Source organism: Bradyrhizobium genomosp. I (2014) (assembly GCF_000261685.1).
GTDB lineage: Bacteria > Pseudomonadota > Alphaproteobacteria > Rhizobiales > Xanthobacteraceae > Bradyrhizobium.
In genome coordinates this window covers 1-17,297 of sequence record NZ_AJQE01000123.1, presented here as the reverse complement: position 1 = coordinate 17,297, position 17,297 = coordinate 1, and the positions used below count along the sequence as shown (strand labels likewise).

12 protein-coding genes are annotated in these 17,297 nt (G+C 67.2%); 10 read left to right on the top strand and 2 right to left on the bottom strand.

The genetic code is table 11. The annotated features are described in order from the left end of the window. From IC50_RS11610 to IC50_RS11565, 10 genes are all read left to right on the top strand, one after another. Positions 1 to 715 (top strand): phosphopantothenoylcysteine decarboxylase domain-containing protein (locus tag IC50_RS11610; RefSeq protein ID WP_035704243.1); only part of this gene is annotated, 715 nt, incomplete at its 5' end. After that, complete coding sequence (gene dut / locus IC50_RS11605; RefSeq protein ID WP_035704238.1) at positions 712 to 1,170, top strand: dUTP diphosphatase; 459 nt, start codon at positions 712 to 714, stop codon at positions 1,168 to 1,170. The genes IC50_RS11610 and dut, both read left to right, overlap by 4 nt. A gap of 191 nt (positions 1,171 to 1,361) precedes the next feature. Next, positions 1,362 to 3,866, top strand: a complete 2,505-nt coding sequence (locus IC50_RS11600) for a sensor histidine kinase (RefSeq protein ID WP_035704235.1) — start codon at positions 1,362 to 1,364, stop codon at positions 3,864 to 3,866. Beyond that, positions 3,863 to 5,395, top strand: a complete 1,533-nt coding sequence (gene tsaE / locus IC50_RS11595) for a tRNA (adenosine(37)-N6)-threonylcarbamoyltransferase complex ATPase subunit type 1 TsaE (protein ID WP_035704230.1) — start codon at positions 3,863 to 3,865, stop codon at positions 5,393 to 5,395. The genes IC50_RS11600 and tsaE overlap by 4 nt, the downstream gene beginning before the upstream one ends. Positions 5,396 to 5,483: 88 nt before the next feature. Beyond that, on the top strand, positions 5,484 to 5,801 hold the full coding sequence (locus IC50_RS11590) for a PilZ domain-containing protein (protein ID WP_035704227.1): 318 nt from the start codon (positions 5,484 to 5,486) through the stop codon (positions 5,799 to 5,801). Positions 5,802 to 5,920: 119 nt separating this feature from the next. Continuing rightward, positions 5,921 to 6,643 (top strand): nucleotidyltransferase family protein, encoded by a 723-nt coding sequence (locus tag IC50_RS11585; protein WP_035704224.1) that lies wholly within the window; start codon positions 5,921 to 5,923, stop codon positions 6,641 to 6,643. 175 nt (positions 6,644 to 6,818) lie between these two features. Then, the gene (gene addB, locus IC50_RS11580; protein ID WP_035704221.1) at positions 6,819 to 9,965 is read left to right on the top strand and encodes a double-strand break repair protein AddB; all 3,147 of its coding nucleotides are present in this window, start codon (positions 6,819 to 6,821) and stop codon (positions 9,963 to 9,965) included. Continuing rightward, on the top strand, positions 9,959 to 13,468 hold the full coding sequence (addA, locus tag IC50_RS11575; RefSeq protein ID WP_035704219.1) for a double-strand break repair helicase AddA: 3,510 nt from the start codon (positions 9,959 to 9,961) through the stop codon (positions 13,466 to 13,468). The genes addB and addA overlap by 7 nt, the downstream gene beginning before the upstream one ends. Positions 13,469 to 13,538: 70 nt before the next feature. Then, on the top strand, positions 13,539 to 13,859 hold the full coding sequence (trxA, locus tag IC50_RS11570; RefSeq protein ID WP_008540017.1) for a thioredoxin: 321 nt from the start codon (positions 13,539 to 13,541) through the stop codon (positions 13,857 to 13,859). 140 nt (positions 13,860 to 13,999) lie between these two features. Next, the gene (locus IC50_RS11565) at positions 14,000 to 15,007 is read left to right on the top strand and encodes an ATP-dependent DNA ligase (protein WP_035704217.1); all 1,008 of its coding nucleotides are present in this window, start codon (positions 14,000 to 14,002) and stop codon (positions 15,005 to 15,007) included. Positions 15,008 to 15,055: 48 nt separating this feature from the next. On the opposite strand, the gene IC50_RS11560 is transcribed toward IC50_RS11565, so the two are convergent. Then, entirely contained in the window at positions 15,056 to 15,796 is a 741-nt protein-coding gene (locus IC50_RS11560) for a metallophosphoesterase family protein (RefSeq protein ID WP_035704214.1), read from the bottom strand. A 145-nt stretch (positions 15,797 to 15,941) separates the two neighbouring features. Next, positions 15,942 to 17,285, bottom strand: a complete 1,344-nt coding sequence (locus tag IC50_RS11555; RefSeq protein ID WP_035704240.1) for a bifunctional folylpolyglutamate synthase/dihydrofolate synthase — start codon at positions 17,283 to 17,285, stop codon at positions 15,942 to 15,944. Positions 17,286 to 17,297: the final 12 nt, after the last annotated feature.

The following is a 17,297-nucleotide window of genomic DNA, read 5'->3' as shown; positions in this document are numbered from 1 at the left end:
CCGCCCGCCGGTGCCGCGACCGCTTGCCGGCAAGCGCGTGCTGATCACCGCCGGCCCCACGCACGAGCCGATCGATCCGGTGCGCTACATCGCGAACCGTTCCTCCGGCAAGCAGGGCTTCGCCATTGCCGCCGCGGCGCAGGCCGCGGGCGCCGAGGTGATCCTGGTGAGCGGCCCGGTTGACCTCGACGACCCCCCGGGCGTGACGGTGAAGCACGTTGAATCGGCTCGGCAGATGCTCGAGCAGGTGCAGGCCGCGCTCCCCGCCGATATCGCGATCTTCGCTGCCGCGGTCGCCGACTGGCGCGTCGCCAACGAAGGCGAGCAGAAGCTGAAGAAGACTTCGGCCGGCATGCCGCCGCTGCAGCTGGTCGAGAATCCCGACATCCTCGCCACGATCTCCAAGCTGACCGACAAGCGCCCGCCGCTGGTGATCGGCTTTGCCGCCGAGACCGAGCACCTCATCGACAACGCCAAGTCAAAGCTTGCGCGCAAGGGCTGCGACTGGATCGTCGCCAATGACGTCTCGCCCGCGACCGGCGTGATGGGCGGCGACCGCAACACGGTCCACCTCCTCAGCCGCAAGAACGGTGCGAAGGACGGCGAGATGGCAGTTGATTCCTGGCCGGTGATGACCAAGGAACAGGTCGCCATCGAACTGGTCGCGCATGTCGCAAGGAGCGTGGCCGAGAAATCCCGGGAGCCGGCATCTTGAGCACGAAGGTCACCGTCGAACTGCAACGCCTTGCCCATGCCGAAGGTCTGCCGTTGCCGGCCTATCAGACGGCGGAGGCCGCCGGCCTCGACCTGATGGCAGCCGTTGCGGACAGCAAGCCGATAACGATCGCCCCCGGCCAATATGCGCTGGTGCCGACGGGCCTTGCGATCGCCTTGCCGCCCGGGCACGAGGCGCAGGTGCGCCCGCGCTCGGGACTTGCCGCCAAGCACGGCGTCACCGTGCTGAATTCGCCCGGCACGATCGACGCCGACTACCGCGGCGAGATCAAGGTCATCCTGATCAATCACGGCGCAGCGCCGTTCGTGATCAAGCGCGGCGAGCGCATCGCCCAGATGGTGATCGCACCCGTGGTGCAGGCCGCGCTGGTTCCCGTGGCCACCTTGTCGGCAACTGGTCGCGGCGCCGGCGGCTTCGGGTCGACCGGCCGCTAACGCACGGCAACTCCGGCCGAATCATCCCGAAGAATGACGTGCGCTGGAACCGCGCGCCCGGCATTTTTGGGGGGCCTCCCTTACGTTCACGATCTGGACTCTTACCGGCGGAGTCGCGGTGAGGGTATTGTCTTTTGATTCGCGCGCGACGGGGGTCGCCGCGCGTAGATTCGTGCGGTCTTGGGGCAACTATGTCAGGCGTGATCGTGTCGATGCGTCGGACGCTGCTGTCGTGCACATCGCTGGCGCGCAACGGCTTGATGGGCGGCGCTCTCGCAGCGCTGCTGCCGGCTGCGCCGGCCGAGGCCGCCGACCTCGTCGACACACTCTCGACATTGCTGGATTTCAACCGGCAGGAACTCGCGGTGCTCGCCACCGCGCTGGCCTTGCTCGGCTTCTCGGTCATGGCCGCGATCCTGTTGATGCGCACAAGGGTGCGCACGGCGAACAACGAAGCGCAGCTGCACGCCCGGATCGGGGAACTGCAACTCCAGGCCGACCGCTTCGGCGCGCTGCTGTTCGCCGAGCCGCAGATCCTGATCTCCTGGCCGGCCGGCGACAGCCGCGCGCAGATTTCCGGCGACATCGCCATGGTGCTGCCGCGCGATTCGTCGCCGCAGCGGGTGCTGGCGTTCGGAACCTGGCTGCCCCCCGAGCCGGCGCTCCAGATGGACCATGCGGTCGACGCCCTGCGCGATCGCGGCGACGGGTTCCAGCTGACATTGACCACTGCGCACGGCCATACGCTGGAAGCGATCGGCCGCGCGATCGGCGGCCAGGCCATTGTCCGGATTCGCGAGCTCTCAGGACTGCGCCGCGATCTGGCCGAGACCCATCTGCGCTACAAGGCGCTCTCCGACGAAACCGAGATGCTGCGCGGCCTTGCCGCCGCCGCGCCCTGGCCGATCTGGGCCAAGGGCGAGAACGGCGCGCTGACCTACGCCAATCCGGCCTATGTCCGCGCCACCGAAGCGAACAGCGTCACCGATGCCCAGCAGCGCAAGCTCGAGCTGCTCGACAGCGCCGACCGCACCGCGATGGAGCGGGGACTGAAGGACGCGGCCAATTTCAGTTCGCGGCTGCCGATCGTGATCGGCGGCGAGCGGCGCATCTACGACGTACGCGCCGTCAATGTCGGCAGCGGCAGCGTCGGCGTCGCCATCGATGCCAGTGAGGCGGATGCGCTGAGCTCGGCGCTCGTGCGCATGGCAGAGGCGCACCGCCGCACGCTGGACCAGCTGTCCTCCGGCGTTGCCGTGTTCGACGGCCACCGGCGCCTTGCCTTCTACAACGACTCCTACCGGCGGCTGTGGGACCTCGACCGCAACTTCCTCGACGCCAATCCCGACGATTCCAGCGTGCTCGACCAGCTCCGCGCCGCGCGCAAATTGCCGGAACAGCCGGATTTCCGCGCCTGGAAAGCCAAGCTGCACGAAGCCTATCGCGCGGTCGAGACCGCCAAGGACACCTGGTTCCTGCCTGACGGCCGCGCGCTCTCGGTCGTCACCACGCCGAACCCGGAGGGCGGCGTCACTTATCTGTTCGACGACGTCACCGAAAGCCTCGACCTCGCCCGCCGCTTCGACGGCCTGATCCGCGTCCAGCGCGAGACGCTGGACAGCCTCGCCGAGGGCGTCGCGGTGTTCGGCAGCAACGGCAAGGCGCAGCTGTTCAATCCGGCCTTCGTCCGGATGTGGAAGCTCTCGAGCGATGCCATGCGCGACGAGCCGCACATCCAGACGGTGGAAGGCTGGTGCCATCAGCTGTTCGACGACCCCGTGGTCTGGCGCCAGATCCGCGAGGCCATCACCTCGATCGAGAACCGCGCGGACGTGCCGCTGAAGCTGGAGCGCAAGGACGGCAGCGTGCTCGACGGCATGATCCGGCCGCTGCCCGACGGCGCCACCATGCTGACGTTCCAGGACATCACCGACACCGAGAATGTCGAGCGCGCGCTGCGCGAGCGCAACGAGGCGCTGGAGGCCGCCGACCAGATGAAGGTGGATTTCGTCCACCACGTCTCCTACGAGCTGCGCTCGCCGCTCACCACCATCATCGGCTTTGCGCATTTCCTCAGCGATCCCTCGACCGGGCCGCTGACGCCGAAGCAGGCCGAATATCTCGACTACGTCACCAAATCGACCAACGCGCTGCTCGCGCTCACCAACAATATCCTGGATCTCGCCACCATCGACGCCGGCGCCATGAAGCTGGAACTCGGGCAGGTCGACGTCAGCAAGGCCATCGAGCTCGCCGCCGAGGGCATCCAGGACCGCCTCGCCACCGACCGCATCCGCCTCAAGGTCGAGATCGCGCCCGATGTCGGCAGCTTCATCGGCGACGAGAAGCGCGTGGTGCAGGTGCTCTATAACCTCCTTGCCAACGCCGTCGGGTTTTCTCCACAGGATTCCACCGTTGGCATCAGCGCGCGGCGTACCGAGCGCAGCGTGGTCTTCACCGTGACAGATTCGGGACCTGGAATACCGGCCGACATGAAGGACAAGGTGTTCAACTGGTTCGAAAGCCGCTCGCAGGGCTCGCGTCACCGCGGCGCCGGGCTCGGCCTGTCGCTGGTGCGCTCCTTCGTCGAGCTGCATGGCGGCAAGGTGCGGGTGGATTCGATCGTCGGCCGGGGCACGGTCGTGATCTGCGACTTCCCGACCGACCAGGCGGCGCATCGCGACGCCGCCGAATGACGCAACCAACCACATTCTCGGTCGCGCTCCACAACGAGACGGCCACTGCGCAATTGATGGCCGACCTCGCGCTGCTGGTCGGCCCCGGTGACGTCATCACCCTTACCGGCGATCTCGGCGCCGGCAAGACGGCGGCGGCGCGCAGCCTGATCCGCTACCTCGCCGGCGACGAGGCGCTGGAAGTGCCGAGCCCGACCTTCACGCTGGTGCAGGGCTACGAGCTGCCGCCGTTCCCGGTGCTGCATGCCGATCTCTACCGCGTCGAGGACGAGAGCGAGCTCGAGGAGATCGGGCTGTCGCCGCTCCCGGACGCCACCCTCGTCCTGGTCGAATGGCCCGAGCGTGCGCCGGCGGCCATGCCTGAAGACCGCATCGACATCGCGCTGACGCATCGGCCGGCGCTGGGATCGAACGCACGCGCCGCCGACATCACCGGCCATGGCAAGAGCGCCGTACAAATCGCGCGGCTGAAGGCGTTGCGGGAATTTCTCGAGGCATCCGGCTACATGGATGCGACGCGCAAGCGCATGGCCGGCGATGCGTCGACGCGCTCCTATGCGCGGCTGCTGCGCGACGACGGCGTCGTCATCCTCATGAACTTTCCGCAGCGGCCGGACGGCGCGGCTCTCTACAGCGGAAAGTCCTACAGCGCCGCGGTGCATCTCGCGGAGAACGTCAAGCCTTTCGTCGCGATCGCCGAAGGCCTGCGCGCGCAGGGAATCTCCGCACCCGCGATTCATCATGCCAACCTCGATCATGGCTTCCTGATTACCGAGGACTTTGGCAGCGAGGGCGTGGTCGAGGGCGATCCGCCGCGGCCGATTGCCGAGCGCTACGAAGCCGCGACCGACTTGCTGGCGATGCTGCATGGCAAGGCGCTGCCGGAGACGCTGCCGCTCGACGGACAAACCTACGAGATCCCCGTCTTCGATGTTGAGGCGATGCTGATCGAAATCGGACTGATGCCGGAATGGTACCTGCCCGACCGCAACGCGCCGTTGAGCGACGAGAGGCGCGCGGAGTTCTTCGCGATGTGGCGCGAGCTGCTCGAGAAACCGCTGGCGGCGCCGAAGACATGGATCATCCGCGACTATCACTCGCCCAACCTGATCTGGCTCGAGAATCGCACCGGCATCGCGCGCGTCGGCGTGATCGACTTCCAGGACGCCGTGCTCGGGCCACACTCCTACGACGTGGTGTCGCTGCTGCAGGACGCGCGCATCGACGTACCCGAGACCCTCGAGCTGACGCTGCTGTCGCGCTACATCAAGGCGCGGCGTGCGCAGGACACGAGCTTCGACGCGGCCGGCTTTGCCGAGCTCTACGCCATCATGTCGGCGCAGCGGAACACGCGCCTGCTCGGCACCTTCGCCCGGCTCAACCGCCGCGACGGCAAGCCGCATTATCTGCGCCATCAGCCGCGGATCTGGACCTACCTCCAGCGCTCGCTGGCGCATCCCGCGCTCGGCGCTTTGCGCGCCTGGTATCTCGCCAACGTCCCACCGCCTCAAGAACCGTCCCGAGCTTGATTTCGGGCCCGATTTACCGGCTGTTAGCCAAGACGCCGGTATTCTGGCGGCGAGGCAGCCGGATAATTACGGGGCTGGAGCGGGGCAGATGGCGGTAAGGACGGACCAGCGCGGCAACAGCCGGGTTGTTTTCGAACGCGGGATTCCGGCTCAGATGATGGGAATCGACGGCACCTGGCGACGCGACTGCACCATGGAGGACGTCTCCGAGAGCGGCGCCAAGCTGACCATCGACGGTTCGGTCGAAGGCCTGCACTTGAAGGAATTCTTTCTGCTGCTGTCGTCCACCGGACTTGCCTACCGGCGCTGCGAGCTTGCCTGGGTCAACGGCGACCAGATCGGCGTCAATTTCCTCAAGCTCGGTGACAAGAAGAAAAAGGCGCGTTCCGCGACCGTTGGGGCGTAACGGCAACACCCGTCGTACAACCGTCACGGCGGGTGGTTAAGGCGGTTGAGACGCGGTGCGGCTGATCAAGTCCCGTGCTAGGATTTGCTGCGAACGCGAAGGGTCTGAGAAAGCGAAGGATGTCCGTCAAACCGACCAAAGCCATGGTGCTCGCAGCAGGGTTTGGCCTGCGCATGCGCCCCCTGACGGACAAGATGCCGAAGCCGATGGTGCCGGTGGCCGGCCAGCCGCTGCTCGACCACGTGCTCGACAAGCTCGGCCAGGCCGGCGTGACCGAGGCGGTGGTCAACGTGCATTACCTGCCGGACCAGATCATCAATCACACCGCATCTCGCCAGCATCCGCGCGTGACCATCTCCGACGAACGCGACCAGGTCCTCGGCACCGGCGGCGGCGTCGTCAAGGCGCTGCCGCTGCTCGGCGACGCGCCGTTCTTCCACGTCAATTCCGACACGCTGTGGATCGACGGCGTACGCTCGAACCTTTCGCGGCTTGCCGAAAACTTCGAGCCCGCGCGCATGGACATCCTGCTGCTGATGGCGCCGACCGCAACCAGCATCGGCTATAGCGGCCGCGGCGATTACGGCATGCTGCCCGATGGCGCCTTACGCAAGCGCAAGGAAAAAGAGGTCGTTCCGTTCGTCTATGCCGGCGCGGCGATCCTGTCGCCGTCGATCTTCGCCGACGCCCCGAAGGGCGAGTTCTCTTTGACCAAGATGTTCGACCGCGCCAACGAGCAGGAGCGGCTGTTCGGCCTGCGGCTTGACGGTGTCTGGATGCATGTCGGCACGCCCGATGCCGTGCACGCCGCGGAAGAGGCGTTTCTGGAGAGCGTGGCGTAGAAGGTCCCGTCATTCCGGGGCGCGCGTCAGCGCGAGCCCGGAATCTCGAGATTCCGGGTTCGATGCTTCGCATCGCCCCGGAATGACAATAGGACAGCGGGGAAGACCCCGCCGCAACGCATGACCATTTGACCCCGGCTCCCTATATTGCCCTGATTCCCGAATCAGGCGACCCATGCGCGTTTTCAGCGTTCCCATCTCAGTTCCGTTCCTGCGCACGGTCGTCACGGCCCTGCTCGACGGCCGGCTGGTCGAGGGATTCGAGGCCCGCAAGGAGCCGGCGCGGCTGGCCGACGCCACGCTGTACCTGCCAACCAGACGCGCGATGCGCGTCGTGCGCGAGATCTTTCTCGACGAGATGAAGGTCGACGCGGTCGTGCTGCCGCGCATCGTCGCGCTCGGCGACATCGACGAGGACGAGCTCGCCTTCGCCGGCGAGAGCGAACAGTTTTCCGGCGCAGCGCCGCTCGACATTCCGCCGCGGCTCGGCGAGCTCGAACGGCGCCTGACGCTGGCGCAGCTCGTTGCGGCCTGGGCCAAGGGCCCGGTGCTGTCGCCGCTCGTGGTCGGCGGGCCTGCTTCGACGCTCTCCCTTGCCGGCGACCTCGCGCGCCTGATCGACGACATGGTCACGCGCGGCGTCGACTGGAGCGCGCTCGATAGCCTGGTGCCGGACCAGCTCGATCGCTACTGGCAGCACTCGCTCGAGTTCCTGCGCATCGCACGCATCGCCTGGCCCAACCATCTCGCCGAGATCAACCGGATCGAGCCGGCCGCGCGACGCGATCTGCTGATTGCGGCGGAAGCCAAACGACTGACCGCGCACCCGAACGGGCCGGTGATCGCGGCGGGCTCGACCGGCTCCATGCCGGCCACCGCAAAATTTCTGCACGCAGTCGCGTCGCTGCCGCATGGCGCGGTGGTGTTGCCGGGCCTCGACACCGACCTCGACGACGACGCCTGGCGCACCATCGGTGGCGTCCGCGACTCGCTCGGCAAGTTCGTGGAGCATCCGGCCTCGAATCATCCGCAATACGCCATGCACGCGCTGCTGCAGCGCTTGGCCATCAAGCGCAGCGATGTCGAATTGCTTCAGCCACCAGCGGAAGGCGGCCGCGATCTGCTCGCGTCCGAATCGATGCGGCCATCCGCCAAGACCGAAGTCTGGCACGACCGGCTGAAGCAGCCCGACGTCGCCGCAAGGATCGCCGGCGGCATGAAAGACCTCGCGGTCGTCGAGGCACCCAACCCCGAAATGGAAGCGCTCGCGATCGCCATTGCGATGCGCGAGGCGCGGCATCTCGACAAATCGGCGGCGCTGGTGACGCCCGACCGCGCGCTGGCGCGGCGGGTGATGGCGGCGCTGACTCGATGGGACCTCGCCTTCGACGATTCCGGCGGCGATGTGCTGATGGAAACCTCGGCCGGCACTTTCGCGCGTCTCGCGGCCGAGGCGGCGGCAAAGGGCCTGGAGCCGCCGACATTGCTGGCGATGCTGAAGCATCCGTTATGCCGACTCGGCCGCGCGCCCGGCGCCTGGAAAATGGCGATCGAGAGCCTGGAGCTTGGCGTGCTGCGTGGCACGCGCCCACCGGCGGGCACCGCAGGCCTTTCGCGCGAATTCAACCGCTTTCGCGAGGAACTCACAAAGCTGTGGCGCAGCGAAGTCTCCGCGCTCCATCGCGCCGAGCCTCGCGCGCGTCTCAAGGCGGAGGATCTCGATCGTATCCGGGCGCTGATCGATGTCCTGCAAAAAGCACTGGCGCCGATCGAGAGCCTTGCATCAACAAAGCCGTACGACTTTGCAGAGCTGGCGCATCGGCATCGCGAGATCATGCTCGAGCTGTCGCGCGACGAGCAGGGCATTCCGCTGGCCTTCGAGGATCGCGATGGTCTCGCGCTTGCCAGTGCCTTCGACGACCTCCTGCGCGGCGGCACGACGAGCGGGTTGATGGTGTCGCCGCCCGACTATCCCGATGTCTTCCTGACCGCGTTCGGCGACCGCGCGGTGCGGCGGCGGGACAGACCGGGCGCCCGCTTGCAGATCTACGGCCCGCTGGAATCGCGCCTGATGCAGGCCGACCGCATCATCGTGGGCGGCCTGATCGAGGGCGTCTGGCCGCCGGCACCGCGCATCGATCCCTGGCTCAGCCGGCCGATGCGGCACGAGCTCGGTCTCGACCTGCCGGAGCGCCGCATCGGCCTCTCCGCCCATGACTTCACGCAGCTGCTCGGCGGCAATGAGGTGATCCTCACTCATTCCGCCAAGGCCGGCGGCGCACCGGCGGTGGCCTCGCGCTTCCTGCACCGGTTGGAGGCGGTCGCGGGCGACGAGATCTGGAAGGCGGCCATTCGCGCCGGCGAGAAATATGTGCAGTTCGCGGCCGCGCTGGACCAGCCCGAGGAGGTCAGACCGATCAGGCAGCCGGAGCCGCGGCCGCCGCGCGCGACGCGGCCGCTCAAGATGTCCGTCACCGAAATCGAAGACTGGCTGCGCGATCCCTATACGATCTACGCCAAACGCATCCTGCGGCTCGATGCGCTCGATCCCGTCGACATGCCGCTCTCGGCTGCCGACCGCGGTTCGGCGATTCACGATGCGCTCGGCGAGTTCACCGAGGCCTATGCCGCACGTCTGCCCGACGATCCCGCGCGCGTGCTGCGCGCGATCGGCGAGAAGCATTTTGCGCCGCTGATGGAGCGTCCCGAGGCGCGGGCGCTGTGGTGGCCACGCTTCCAGCGTATCGCCCGCTGGTTCGGCGAATGGGAGACGGCACGGCGCGGCGCAATCGAGGCCATCACGGCCGAGACCCGGGGCGAGATCTCGATCCCGCTCGACAACGCGCGCGCTTTCCATCTTTCCGCGCGCGCCGACCGCATCGAGCGGCGCCAGGGCGGCGGCTACGCCATTCTCGACTACAAGACCGGGCAGCCGCCGACCGGCAAGCAGGTCCGCATGGGCCTGTCGCCGCAGCTCACGCTGGAGGCCGCGATACTGCGCGAGGGCGGCTTCCCGGATATCGACGCCGGCTCATCCGTGAGCCAGCTCGTCTATGTGCGCCTCAGCGGCAACAACCCGCCGGGCGAGGAGCGCATCCTCGAGCTCAAGTTCAAGCAAGGCGACGAGCCCCAGCCGCCGGACACCGCGGCAGCCGAGGCGCGGGCCAAGCTGGAAGCACTGATCCGCGCCTTCGAGGACGAGAACCAGGCCTATACCTCGCTGAATCTGCCGATGTGGGCGAACCGCTACGGCACTTATGACGATCTCGCCCGGATCAAGGAATGGTCGGCGGCCGGCGGATTGGGGATCGAGGAATGGTGAAGGCGCCGCGTCCCATCCCTGACGAGGTGCGCGCGCGGCAGGCGCGTGCGTCCGATCCGACGGCGTCGGCGTTCGTTTCGGCCAATGCCGGCTCGGGCAAGACCCATGTGCTGGTGCAGCGCGTGATCCGCCTGCTGCTGTCGGGCGTGCCGCCGGAAAAGATCCTCTGCATCACCTTCACCAAGGCCGCCGCGGCCAACATGGCCGAACGTGTGTTCACCACGCTCGGGCATTGGGTGACGCTGGATGACGCCGGGCTCGATGCCGCGATCCGTGCCGTCGGCATTCCGTATCCTGATAGAACATTGCGCCGTAACGCGCGAAAGCTGTTCGCCTGTGCGCTCGAGACCCCGGGCGGGCTGAAGGTGCAGACCATCCACGCGCTGTGCACCCGCCTGCTCCAGCAGTTTCCGTTCGAGGCCAATGTGCCGGCGCGCTTTGCCGTGATCGACGAGCGCGACCAGACCGACATGATGGAACGCGCCAATCTGAAGGTGCTGCTGGAGGCAGCGCGCGACCCCGAGAGCGTGACCGGACGCGCGCTCCTGACCGCGATGGCGAGCGCCGCCGACGTCACCTTCAAGGAGGTGGTGCGCGAGGCGTGCCTCAGCCGCGATCACTTCATGGCCTGGACCGATGAGGCCGGCAACGCGGAAGCCGCAGCGGCGCAGATGGCTGCGGTGCTCGGCGTTGACGCGAGCGACCGCATCGAGGGCGTCGAGGCCGAGATTCTCGACGGACCGTTCCTGCCGCGGTCGCGCTGGGACGACATCGCCTTCGCGCTGGAGGACGGCAGCAAGTCCGACAACGACCAGGCAGGCCGGCTCCGCGAGGCGAAGGTCTTTTCCGGCAGCGCGCAGGTCGATGCCTATCTCTGCGTCTTCCTCACCGACGACAAGCTGCCGCGCAAGACGGTCCTGACCAAGAAGTTTGGTGAGCACAATCCGTCCGTCGCGCGCCTGTTCGAGAGCGAGGCGCAACGCCTCGCTGGACTGGTCGAGAAGCGCCGCGCGGTGACCCTGCGCGACCGCACAGCGGCCCTGTTGCATATCGCGACCGCGGCTGCCGCAAATTACCGGCGCGAGAAGCAGGAGCGCGGCCTGCTCGACTACGACGACCTGATCGACAAGACGCTGGCAATGCTGGACCGGGTTTCCTCGGGCTGGGTGCATTACAAGCTCGACCGCGGCGTGGACCACGTCCTGATCGACGAAGCCCAGGACACCAGCCCGCGGCAATGGGACATCGTCGCGCACATCATCTCCGAGTTCACCGCCGGCGAAGGCGCGCGCGAGGGGCTGAACCGCACCATCTTCGCCGTCGGCGACGAGAAGCAGTCGATCTTCTCGTTCCAGGGCGCAGCGCCCCACGAGTTCGACGCGCGCCGGCGCGAGCTGCATCGCAAGTTCACGGCAGCCGGGCTGAAATTCGATCCGGTCGCCTTCACCTATTCGTTCCGTTCGGGTGCTGCGATCCTGCATTCGGTCGACCACGTCTTCCGCGATCCGCAGATCTACAAGAGCATCCATTCGGTCGAGATCGGTCATCCCCTGCACAATTCGCTCAGCGATGCCGGTCCGAGCGTCGTCGAGCTCTGGGATCTCGCGGAGGCCGACGATCGGCAGGACATCGAGGGCTGGCGAGCACCGTTTGACGGCGTCGCCGTCACCAGTCCCGAAGTCAAGCTTGCCCGCCGCATCCAGGCCGAGATCAAGCGGCTGGTCGAAAGCGGGACGCTGACCGGACACGCCGGCGAACGCCGCCCCCTGCGCTATGGCGACATGCTGATCCTGGTGCGCCGACGCGGCAACGCGTTCGATGCGGTGATCCAGGCGCTGAAGCATGCCGGCATTCCGGTCGCCGGCGCCGACCGGCTCAAGCTCACCGAGCATATCTCGATCATCGACCTGATGAATCTCGCCGACGCGCTGCTGCTGCCGCAGGACGATCTCGCGCTGGCTGTGGCGCTGAAGAGCCCGCTGTTCGGGCTCGATGACGACGACCTGTTCACGCTTGCCTGGGACCGCAAGGGCTCGCTGCGCCGCGCGCTCGGCGAACATGCGGCTGGAAGCGAGAAGTTCGCCACGGCATTGCGACGCCTGGAAGCCTGCGAGATCCGCGCGCGCGAGGAGACGCCGTTCGCCTTCTATGCCTGGCTGCTCGGCGGCGACGGCGGACGGGCGCGCATCCTGCGCCGGCTCGGGCACGAGGCCAACGATGCGCTCGACGAATTCCTGGAACTGGCGCTGAACTATGAACGCAAGGCGCCGGCCTCGCTGCAGGGCTTCATGGCCTGGCTGCGTTCGGCCGATACCGAGGTGAAGCGCGACATGGAGATCTCGCGCGACGAGGTGCGGGTGATGACCGTGCACGGCGCCAAGGGGCTGGAGGCGTCCGTCGTGTTCATGGTCGACACGACATCGTCGCCCGCGGACTCGCAGCGGGTTCGGCTGATTCATGTGCCGCGCGGCAATGGCGGCGAGGTGGTGGTCTGGGCCGGGCGCAAGGCGGATGATCCCAAGCCCGTCGCGGACGCACGCAAGGCCATGCTTGAGGAGACCGAGGACGAGTATCGCCGCCTGCTCTACGTCGCGATGACGCGCGCGGCCGACCGGCTGATCGTCGGCGGCTGCATGCCCGGCAATATGAAGACGGTCCGCAAGCTGAGCTGGTACGACCTCGTCGACACCGGCCTTGCCGGCTCGGGCCTGCACAAGCAGACCATCGAGACGCCGCTCGGCAAGGTGACCCGATTCGCCCGGCCGGAGGATGTCGCGGCGCTGGGCACGCCGGCGGCGACCCTGGACCAATCGGTCGTGCTGCCGGACTGGCTGCGGACACCGGCACCACGCGAGACCATCGACGATGATCCCGTGCGTCCCTCCGGCCAGTCCGCCGAGGAGGGCCGCGGCGTACGATCAGGCGAATCAATCCAGTCTCGCGCGCTGGCGCTGCAACGCGGCACGCTGGTGCATCGGCTGCTGCAATCCCTGCCCGACATCGCCATGGAGCGCCGGCGCGAGGCCGCGCTCGGCTTCATGGCGCGCAACGCCTCGGACTGGGCGGAGGCCGACCGCACCGCGCTAGCCGACAAGGTGCTCACCTTGATCACTGAGCCGCGTTTCGCCCCGGTCTTTGCCGCCGGAAGCCGCGCGGAGGTCGCCATCGCCGGCCGGCTGGAGCGGCCGGACCGCAGCCCGGCCCTGGTGTCGGGGCAGATCGACCGGCTGGTCGTTCGTCCCGAGGAGGTCCTGATCGTCGATTTCAAGACCAACCAGGCCGCGCCGAAGAGCGCCGCCGAGGCGCCCGCCGCCTATGTCCGGCAGCTTGCGCTGTACCGGGCGGTGCTGTCGCGGCTTTATCCGCAAAAGCCCGTCAGGGCCGTCCTGCTCTGGACGGAGGCCCTTGAATACATGGAGATTTCGGCCCCCGCGCTGGACGCGGCGCTGGCATCCCTTCATCTCGGTGTGAGCGTCCTTGACCCGGCAAGGGGCCGTTCATAGGTTGACGCCATGATCCTGGGCGCGATTCCAGGTCGCGCCGATTCTCTTTCAACCGAGTGAGGTACTGCCAATGGCCGTTAGCAAGGTTTCCGACGCCGATTTCGAAGCCGAAGTGCTCAAGGCGAACGGCCCCGTGGTCGTCGATTTCTGGGCCGAATGGTGCGGCCCGTGCCGCATGATCGCGCCCGCGCTCGACGAAATCGCCGGCGCGATGGGCGACAAGGTCAAGATCGTGAAGCTCAACGTCGACGAGAGCCCGAAGACCGCCTCCAAGTACGGCGTGATGTCGATCCCGACCCTGATGATCTTCAAGGGCGGCGAGATGGCCTCCCGCCAGGTCGGCGCGGCGCCCAAGGCGAAGCTGCAGCAGTGGATCACCTCCGCGGTCTGATCCGCCTCGAAGATTATTTTCGGAAGCGGCCGGCGAAAGCCGGCCGTTTGCGTTGATGGGGCGTGTCCAGCGTATGACGAGTCCCGCCCTTGCCAGCCCCTCCCGCCAAGCGTGCCCGAAGATCGAGCTCACTCGTCGCGATGGAGGCGCGTTCGGTCGATGGGATCCCGCGTGGCAAGGAATGGCAATATGAACCCAAGTGGGACGGCTTCCGCTGCCTGCTGTCGCGCGAGGGCGGCAACGTCGATCTGCGCTCGAAATCCGGCGAGGACCTTGCGCGCTATTTCCCCGAGATCGTCACCGCCGCCCTGAAGCTGAAGGCGGATCGCTTCACGCTCGACGGCGAGATCGTCCTGCCGCTGGGCAAGGGATTTTCGTTCGACGCACTGCTGCAGCGAATCCATCTTGCCGCAAGCCGGGTGAAGAAGCTCGCGCAGGACACGCCCGCGCTCTATCTTGTTTTCGACCTGCTCGCGACGGCCGGGGAGAAGCAGCTTGCCAAGGCGCCGCTCAGCGAGCGACGGCCGGCACTGGAAGCTTTTGCGAAGTCCCATCTCAAAGGCAGCATCTTCCGGCTGTCGCCTGCGACGGCGAGTTACGCCACGGCCAGGAAATGGCTCGCGCAATCCGGCGGCGGCTCGGATGGCGTCATCGCCAAGCGCATCGACCTGCCTTATCAGGCGGGCAACCGCGACGGCATGCAGAAGATCAAGAAATTCCGCAGCGCCGATTGCGTGGTCGGCGGCTTCCGCTACGCCACCAACAAGATCGCCGGACGCAACGTGGTCGGCTCGCTGCTGCTCGGGCTCTACGACGATGAGGGCCTGCTGCACCATGTCGGCTTCACCTCGGCCATCAAGGCGAAGGAGAAGCCTGCCCTGACCGATCGGCTGGAGGCGCTGATCGGCGAGCCCGGCTTCACTGGCAATGCCCCGGGCGGGCCGAGCCGCTGGTCGACAGAGCGTTCGGCGAAATGGTGTCCGCTGAAGCCGAAGCTCGTCGTCGAGGTCTGCTACGACCATTTCAGCGGCGAGCGTTTCCGCCACGGCACCTCGATCCTGCGCTGGCGCCCCGACAAGGCGCCGCGGCAATGCCGCTTCGAACAGTTGAAGCAGAAGGTGGCCGACCCGATGAAGCTGTTGAAGTGATGATCGCCCATGCTCCGGCTCTGCGTCGCGTCCGGGACACGAGCGTGACTATGCAATCCATCCCGTCGCAAGCGCGTTCGCGAGCTCCGGCTGACCATTGCGCCGCGCCAGCGCGGCCATCGCCTCGTGATCGTAGGCGATATGGCGGAAGGCGACCCGCCAGGCACCATCGACGAGCTCGAGGATCGCATAGCGCGCGTGGGGGGTGCCTGCCTCGACGACATGCGGGTACGGAAGCCTATCGCGATAACCAGGGCTGCCGACGCTGCCGGGATTGACGATCAGCCGGCCGTCGCGCAAGCGCACGGCACGGGCGAGATGGGTGTGGGCGCACAGGATCAGCGACTGCGTGATCCCAAGCGCAAATTGCTCGATGCGATCGAGCGGTGACAGCGCGACCGTGCCGTCGGGATGGACGGTGTCGAGCCAATAGATTTCGTCGTTCTCGGGCGTCGCATGGCAGAGGAACACCTGGTCGCGAAGCACCCGCGTCATCGGCTGGGCGCGCAGCCAGTCGAGCTGCGCGGCATCGAGCTGTGCGTGGGCGGGCCGATCCCACGAGCCCATCTTCTCTGGCGGACGGTCGAGCAGATAGCGATCATGATTGCCGAGGACATGCACGGCATCGAGCTGCATCAGGATGTCGATGGTCCGGCGCGCATCGAGCGGGCCGCTCAGCATATCGCCGAGATTGACGATGTCGGTGATGCCGTGAGCGCGGATGTCGGCGAGGACAGCCTCCAGCGCGCGGTAGTTTCCGTGGATATCGGCAATCGCGGCGAAACGCATTGGCATTTCTCTCTCGTTCCCCGGACGCAGCGCAGCGCCTTTTCGGCGGTGCGCTGCAGAGCCGGGGCCCATGTTGCGGCATTCTGGGTCCCGGCTCTGCGGCTCATCGCTTGCGCGATGCGCCTTGTCCGGGACACAAGACCGTCTATGCAGGAGGCGTGCCGTTGATCGCCAGCACATGGCCGGCGAGATACAGCGAGCCTGATATCAGGATGCGCGGCGGCACCTCGTAGGCGAGCTTCGCCAAGGCGCGCAGCGCGGCTTCGACGCCTGACACGGTCTCGACGCGCATGCCGAGGCTGCGCGCGGCATCCGCGAGGCGATCGACCGGCATTGCGTTCTCGGCGTCGGGGATCGGCACCGCGATGATGTGACGGGTGAGGCCGGCGAAATTGGCGAGAAAGCCCCGCGCGTCCTTGTTGGCCATCATGCCCGCGATGACGACCAACGGCCGCGACACCCGCTCCTCGAGATCGCCGAGCGCGGCGGCTGCAACGCGGCCGCCTTCGGCATTGTGGCCGCCGTCGAGCCAGATCTCGGAGCCCTGCGGTCCCCAGGACAGCAGCTCGCCCGAGGTGATGCGCTGCATCCGCGCCGGCCATTCGGCGCCGACGATGCCGGCCTCGAACGCTGCCTGATCGACCTTGATGGTTGGAATCGCGCGCAACGTCGCGATCGCGAGCCCGGCATTGGCGAATTGGTGGCGGCCGAACAGACGCGGCGCCGGGAGATCCATCAAGCCGCGATCGTCGGAATAGACCAGACGCCCGCGCTCGACATTGACGTGCCAGGTCTCGTTTGCGGCAAACAGCGGCGCACGCATGCGCCTCGCCTGGGCTTCGATCACGGCCATAGCCTCCGGCATTTGCTCGGCACAAACCACGGGGACGCCGCGCTTGATGATCGCGGCCTTCTCGCCGGCAATCGACGCCAGGGTCGACCCCAGGAAATCCATGTGGTCCATGCTGACAGGCGTGATCACAGAGCCCGCCGGCGCATCGATCACATTGGTCGAATCGAGCCGGCCGCCGAGGCCGACTTCGAGCAGCACCACATCGGCCGGATTCTGCGCGAACAGGTGGAAGGCCGCGGCCGTCTTCAGCTCGAACAATGTCGCGGCCTCGCCGGCATTGACGCGCTCGACCTCTTCCAGCGCGGCGCGCAATTCGCCGTCGTCGACGAGCACGCCGCCGCCCACGCGGCCGAGCCGGAAGCATTCGTTGATGCGGACGAGATAGGGCGAGGTATAGGCGTGGACCCGCAAGCCCGCAGCTTCCAGAGTCGCGCGCAGATAAGCGAGCGTCGAGCCCTTGCCGTTGGTGCCGGCAATATGGATCACCGGCGGCAGCTTGCGTTCGGGGTGACCGAGCCGTTCGAGCAGGCGATGCATTCGCTCCAGCCCGAGATCAATGCGTTTCTGATGCAGGGCCGACAGCCGCCCGATCAATTCGCCGAGCGGCGTCTTTGCACTGTCAGAGGAGGCGTTCACGCGTGCGGCGCG

Coding starts and splice junctions, on each gene's coding strand:
- IC50_RS11600 (WP_035704235.1), top strand. CDS start 1,362: ATGTCAGGCGTGATCGTGTCGATGCGTCGGACGCTGCTGTCGTGCACA.
- tsaE (WP_035704230.1), top strand. CDS start 3,863: ATGACGCAACCAACCACATTCTCGGTCGCGCTCCACAACGAGACGGCC.
- IC50_RS11590 (WP_035704227.1), top strand. CDS start 5,484: ATGGCGGTAAGGACGGACCAGCGCGGCAACAGCCGGGTTGTTTTCGAA.
- IC50_RS11585 (WP_035704224.1), top strand. CDS start 5,921: ATGTCCGTCAAACCGACCAAAGCCATGGTGCTCGCAGCAGGGTTTGGC.
- addB (WP_035704221.1), top strand. CDS start 6,819: ATGCGCGTTTTCAGCGTTCCCATCTCAGTTCCGTTCCTGCGCACGGTC.
- addA (WP_035704219.1), top strand. CDS start 9,959: ATGGTGAAGGCGCCGCGTCCCATCCCTGACGAGGTGCGCGCGCGGCAG.
- trxA (WP_008540017.1), top strand. CDS start 13,539: ATGGCCGTTAGCAAGGTTTCCGACGCCGATTTCGAAGCCGAAGTGCTC.
- IC50_RS11565 (WP_035704217.1), top strand. CDS start 14,000: ATGGAGGCGCGTTCGGTCGATGGGATCCCGCGTGGCAAGGAATGGCAA.
- IC50_RS11560 (WP_035704214.1), bottom strand. CDS start 15,796: ATGCGTTTCGCCGCGATTGCCGATATCCACGGAAACTACCGCGCGCTG.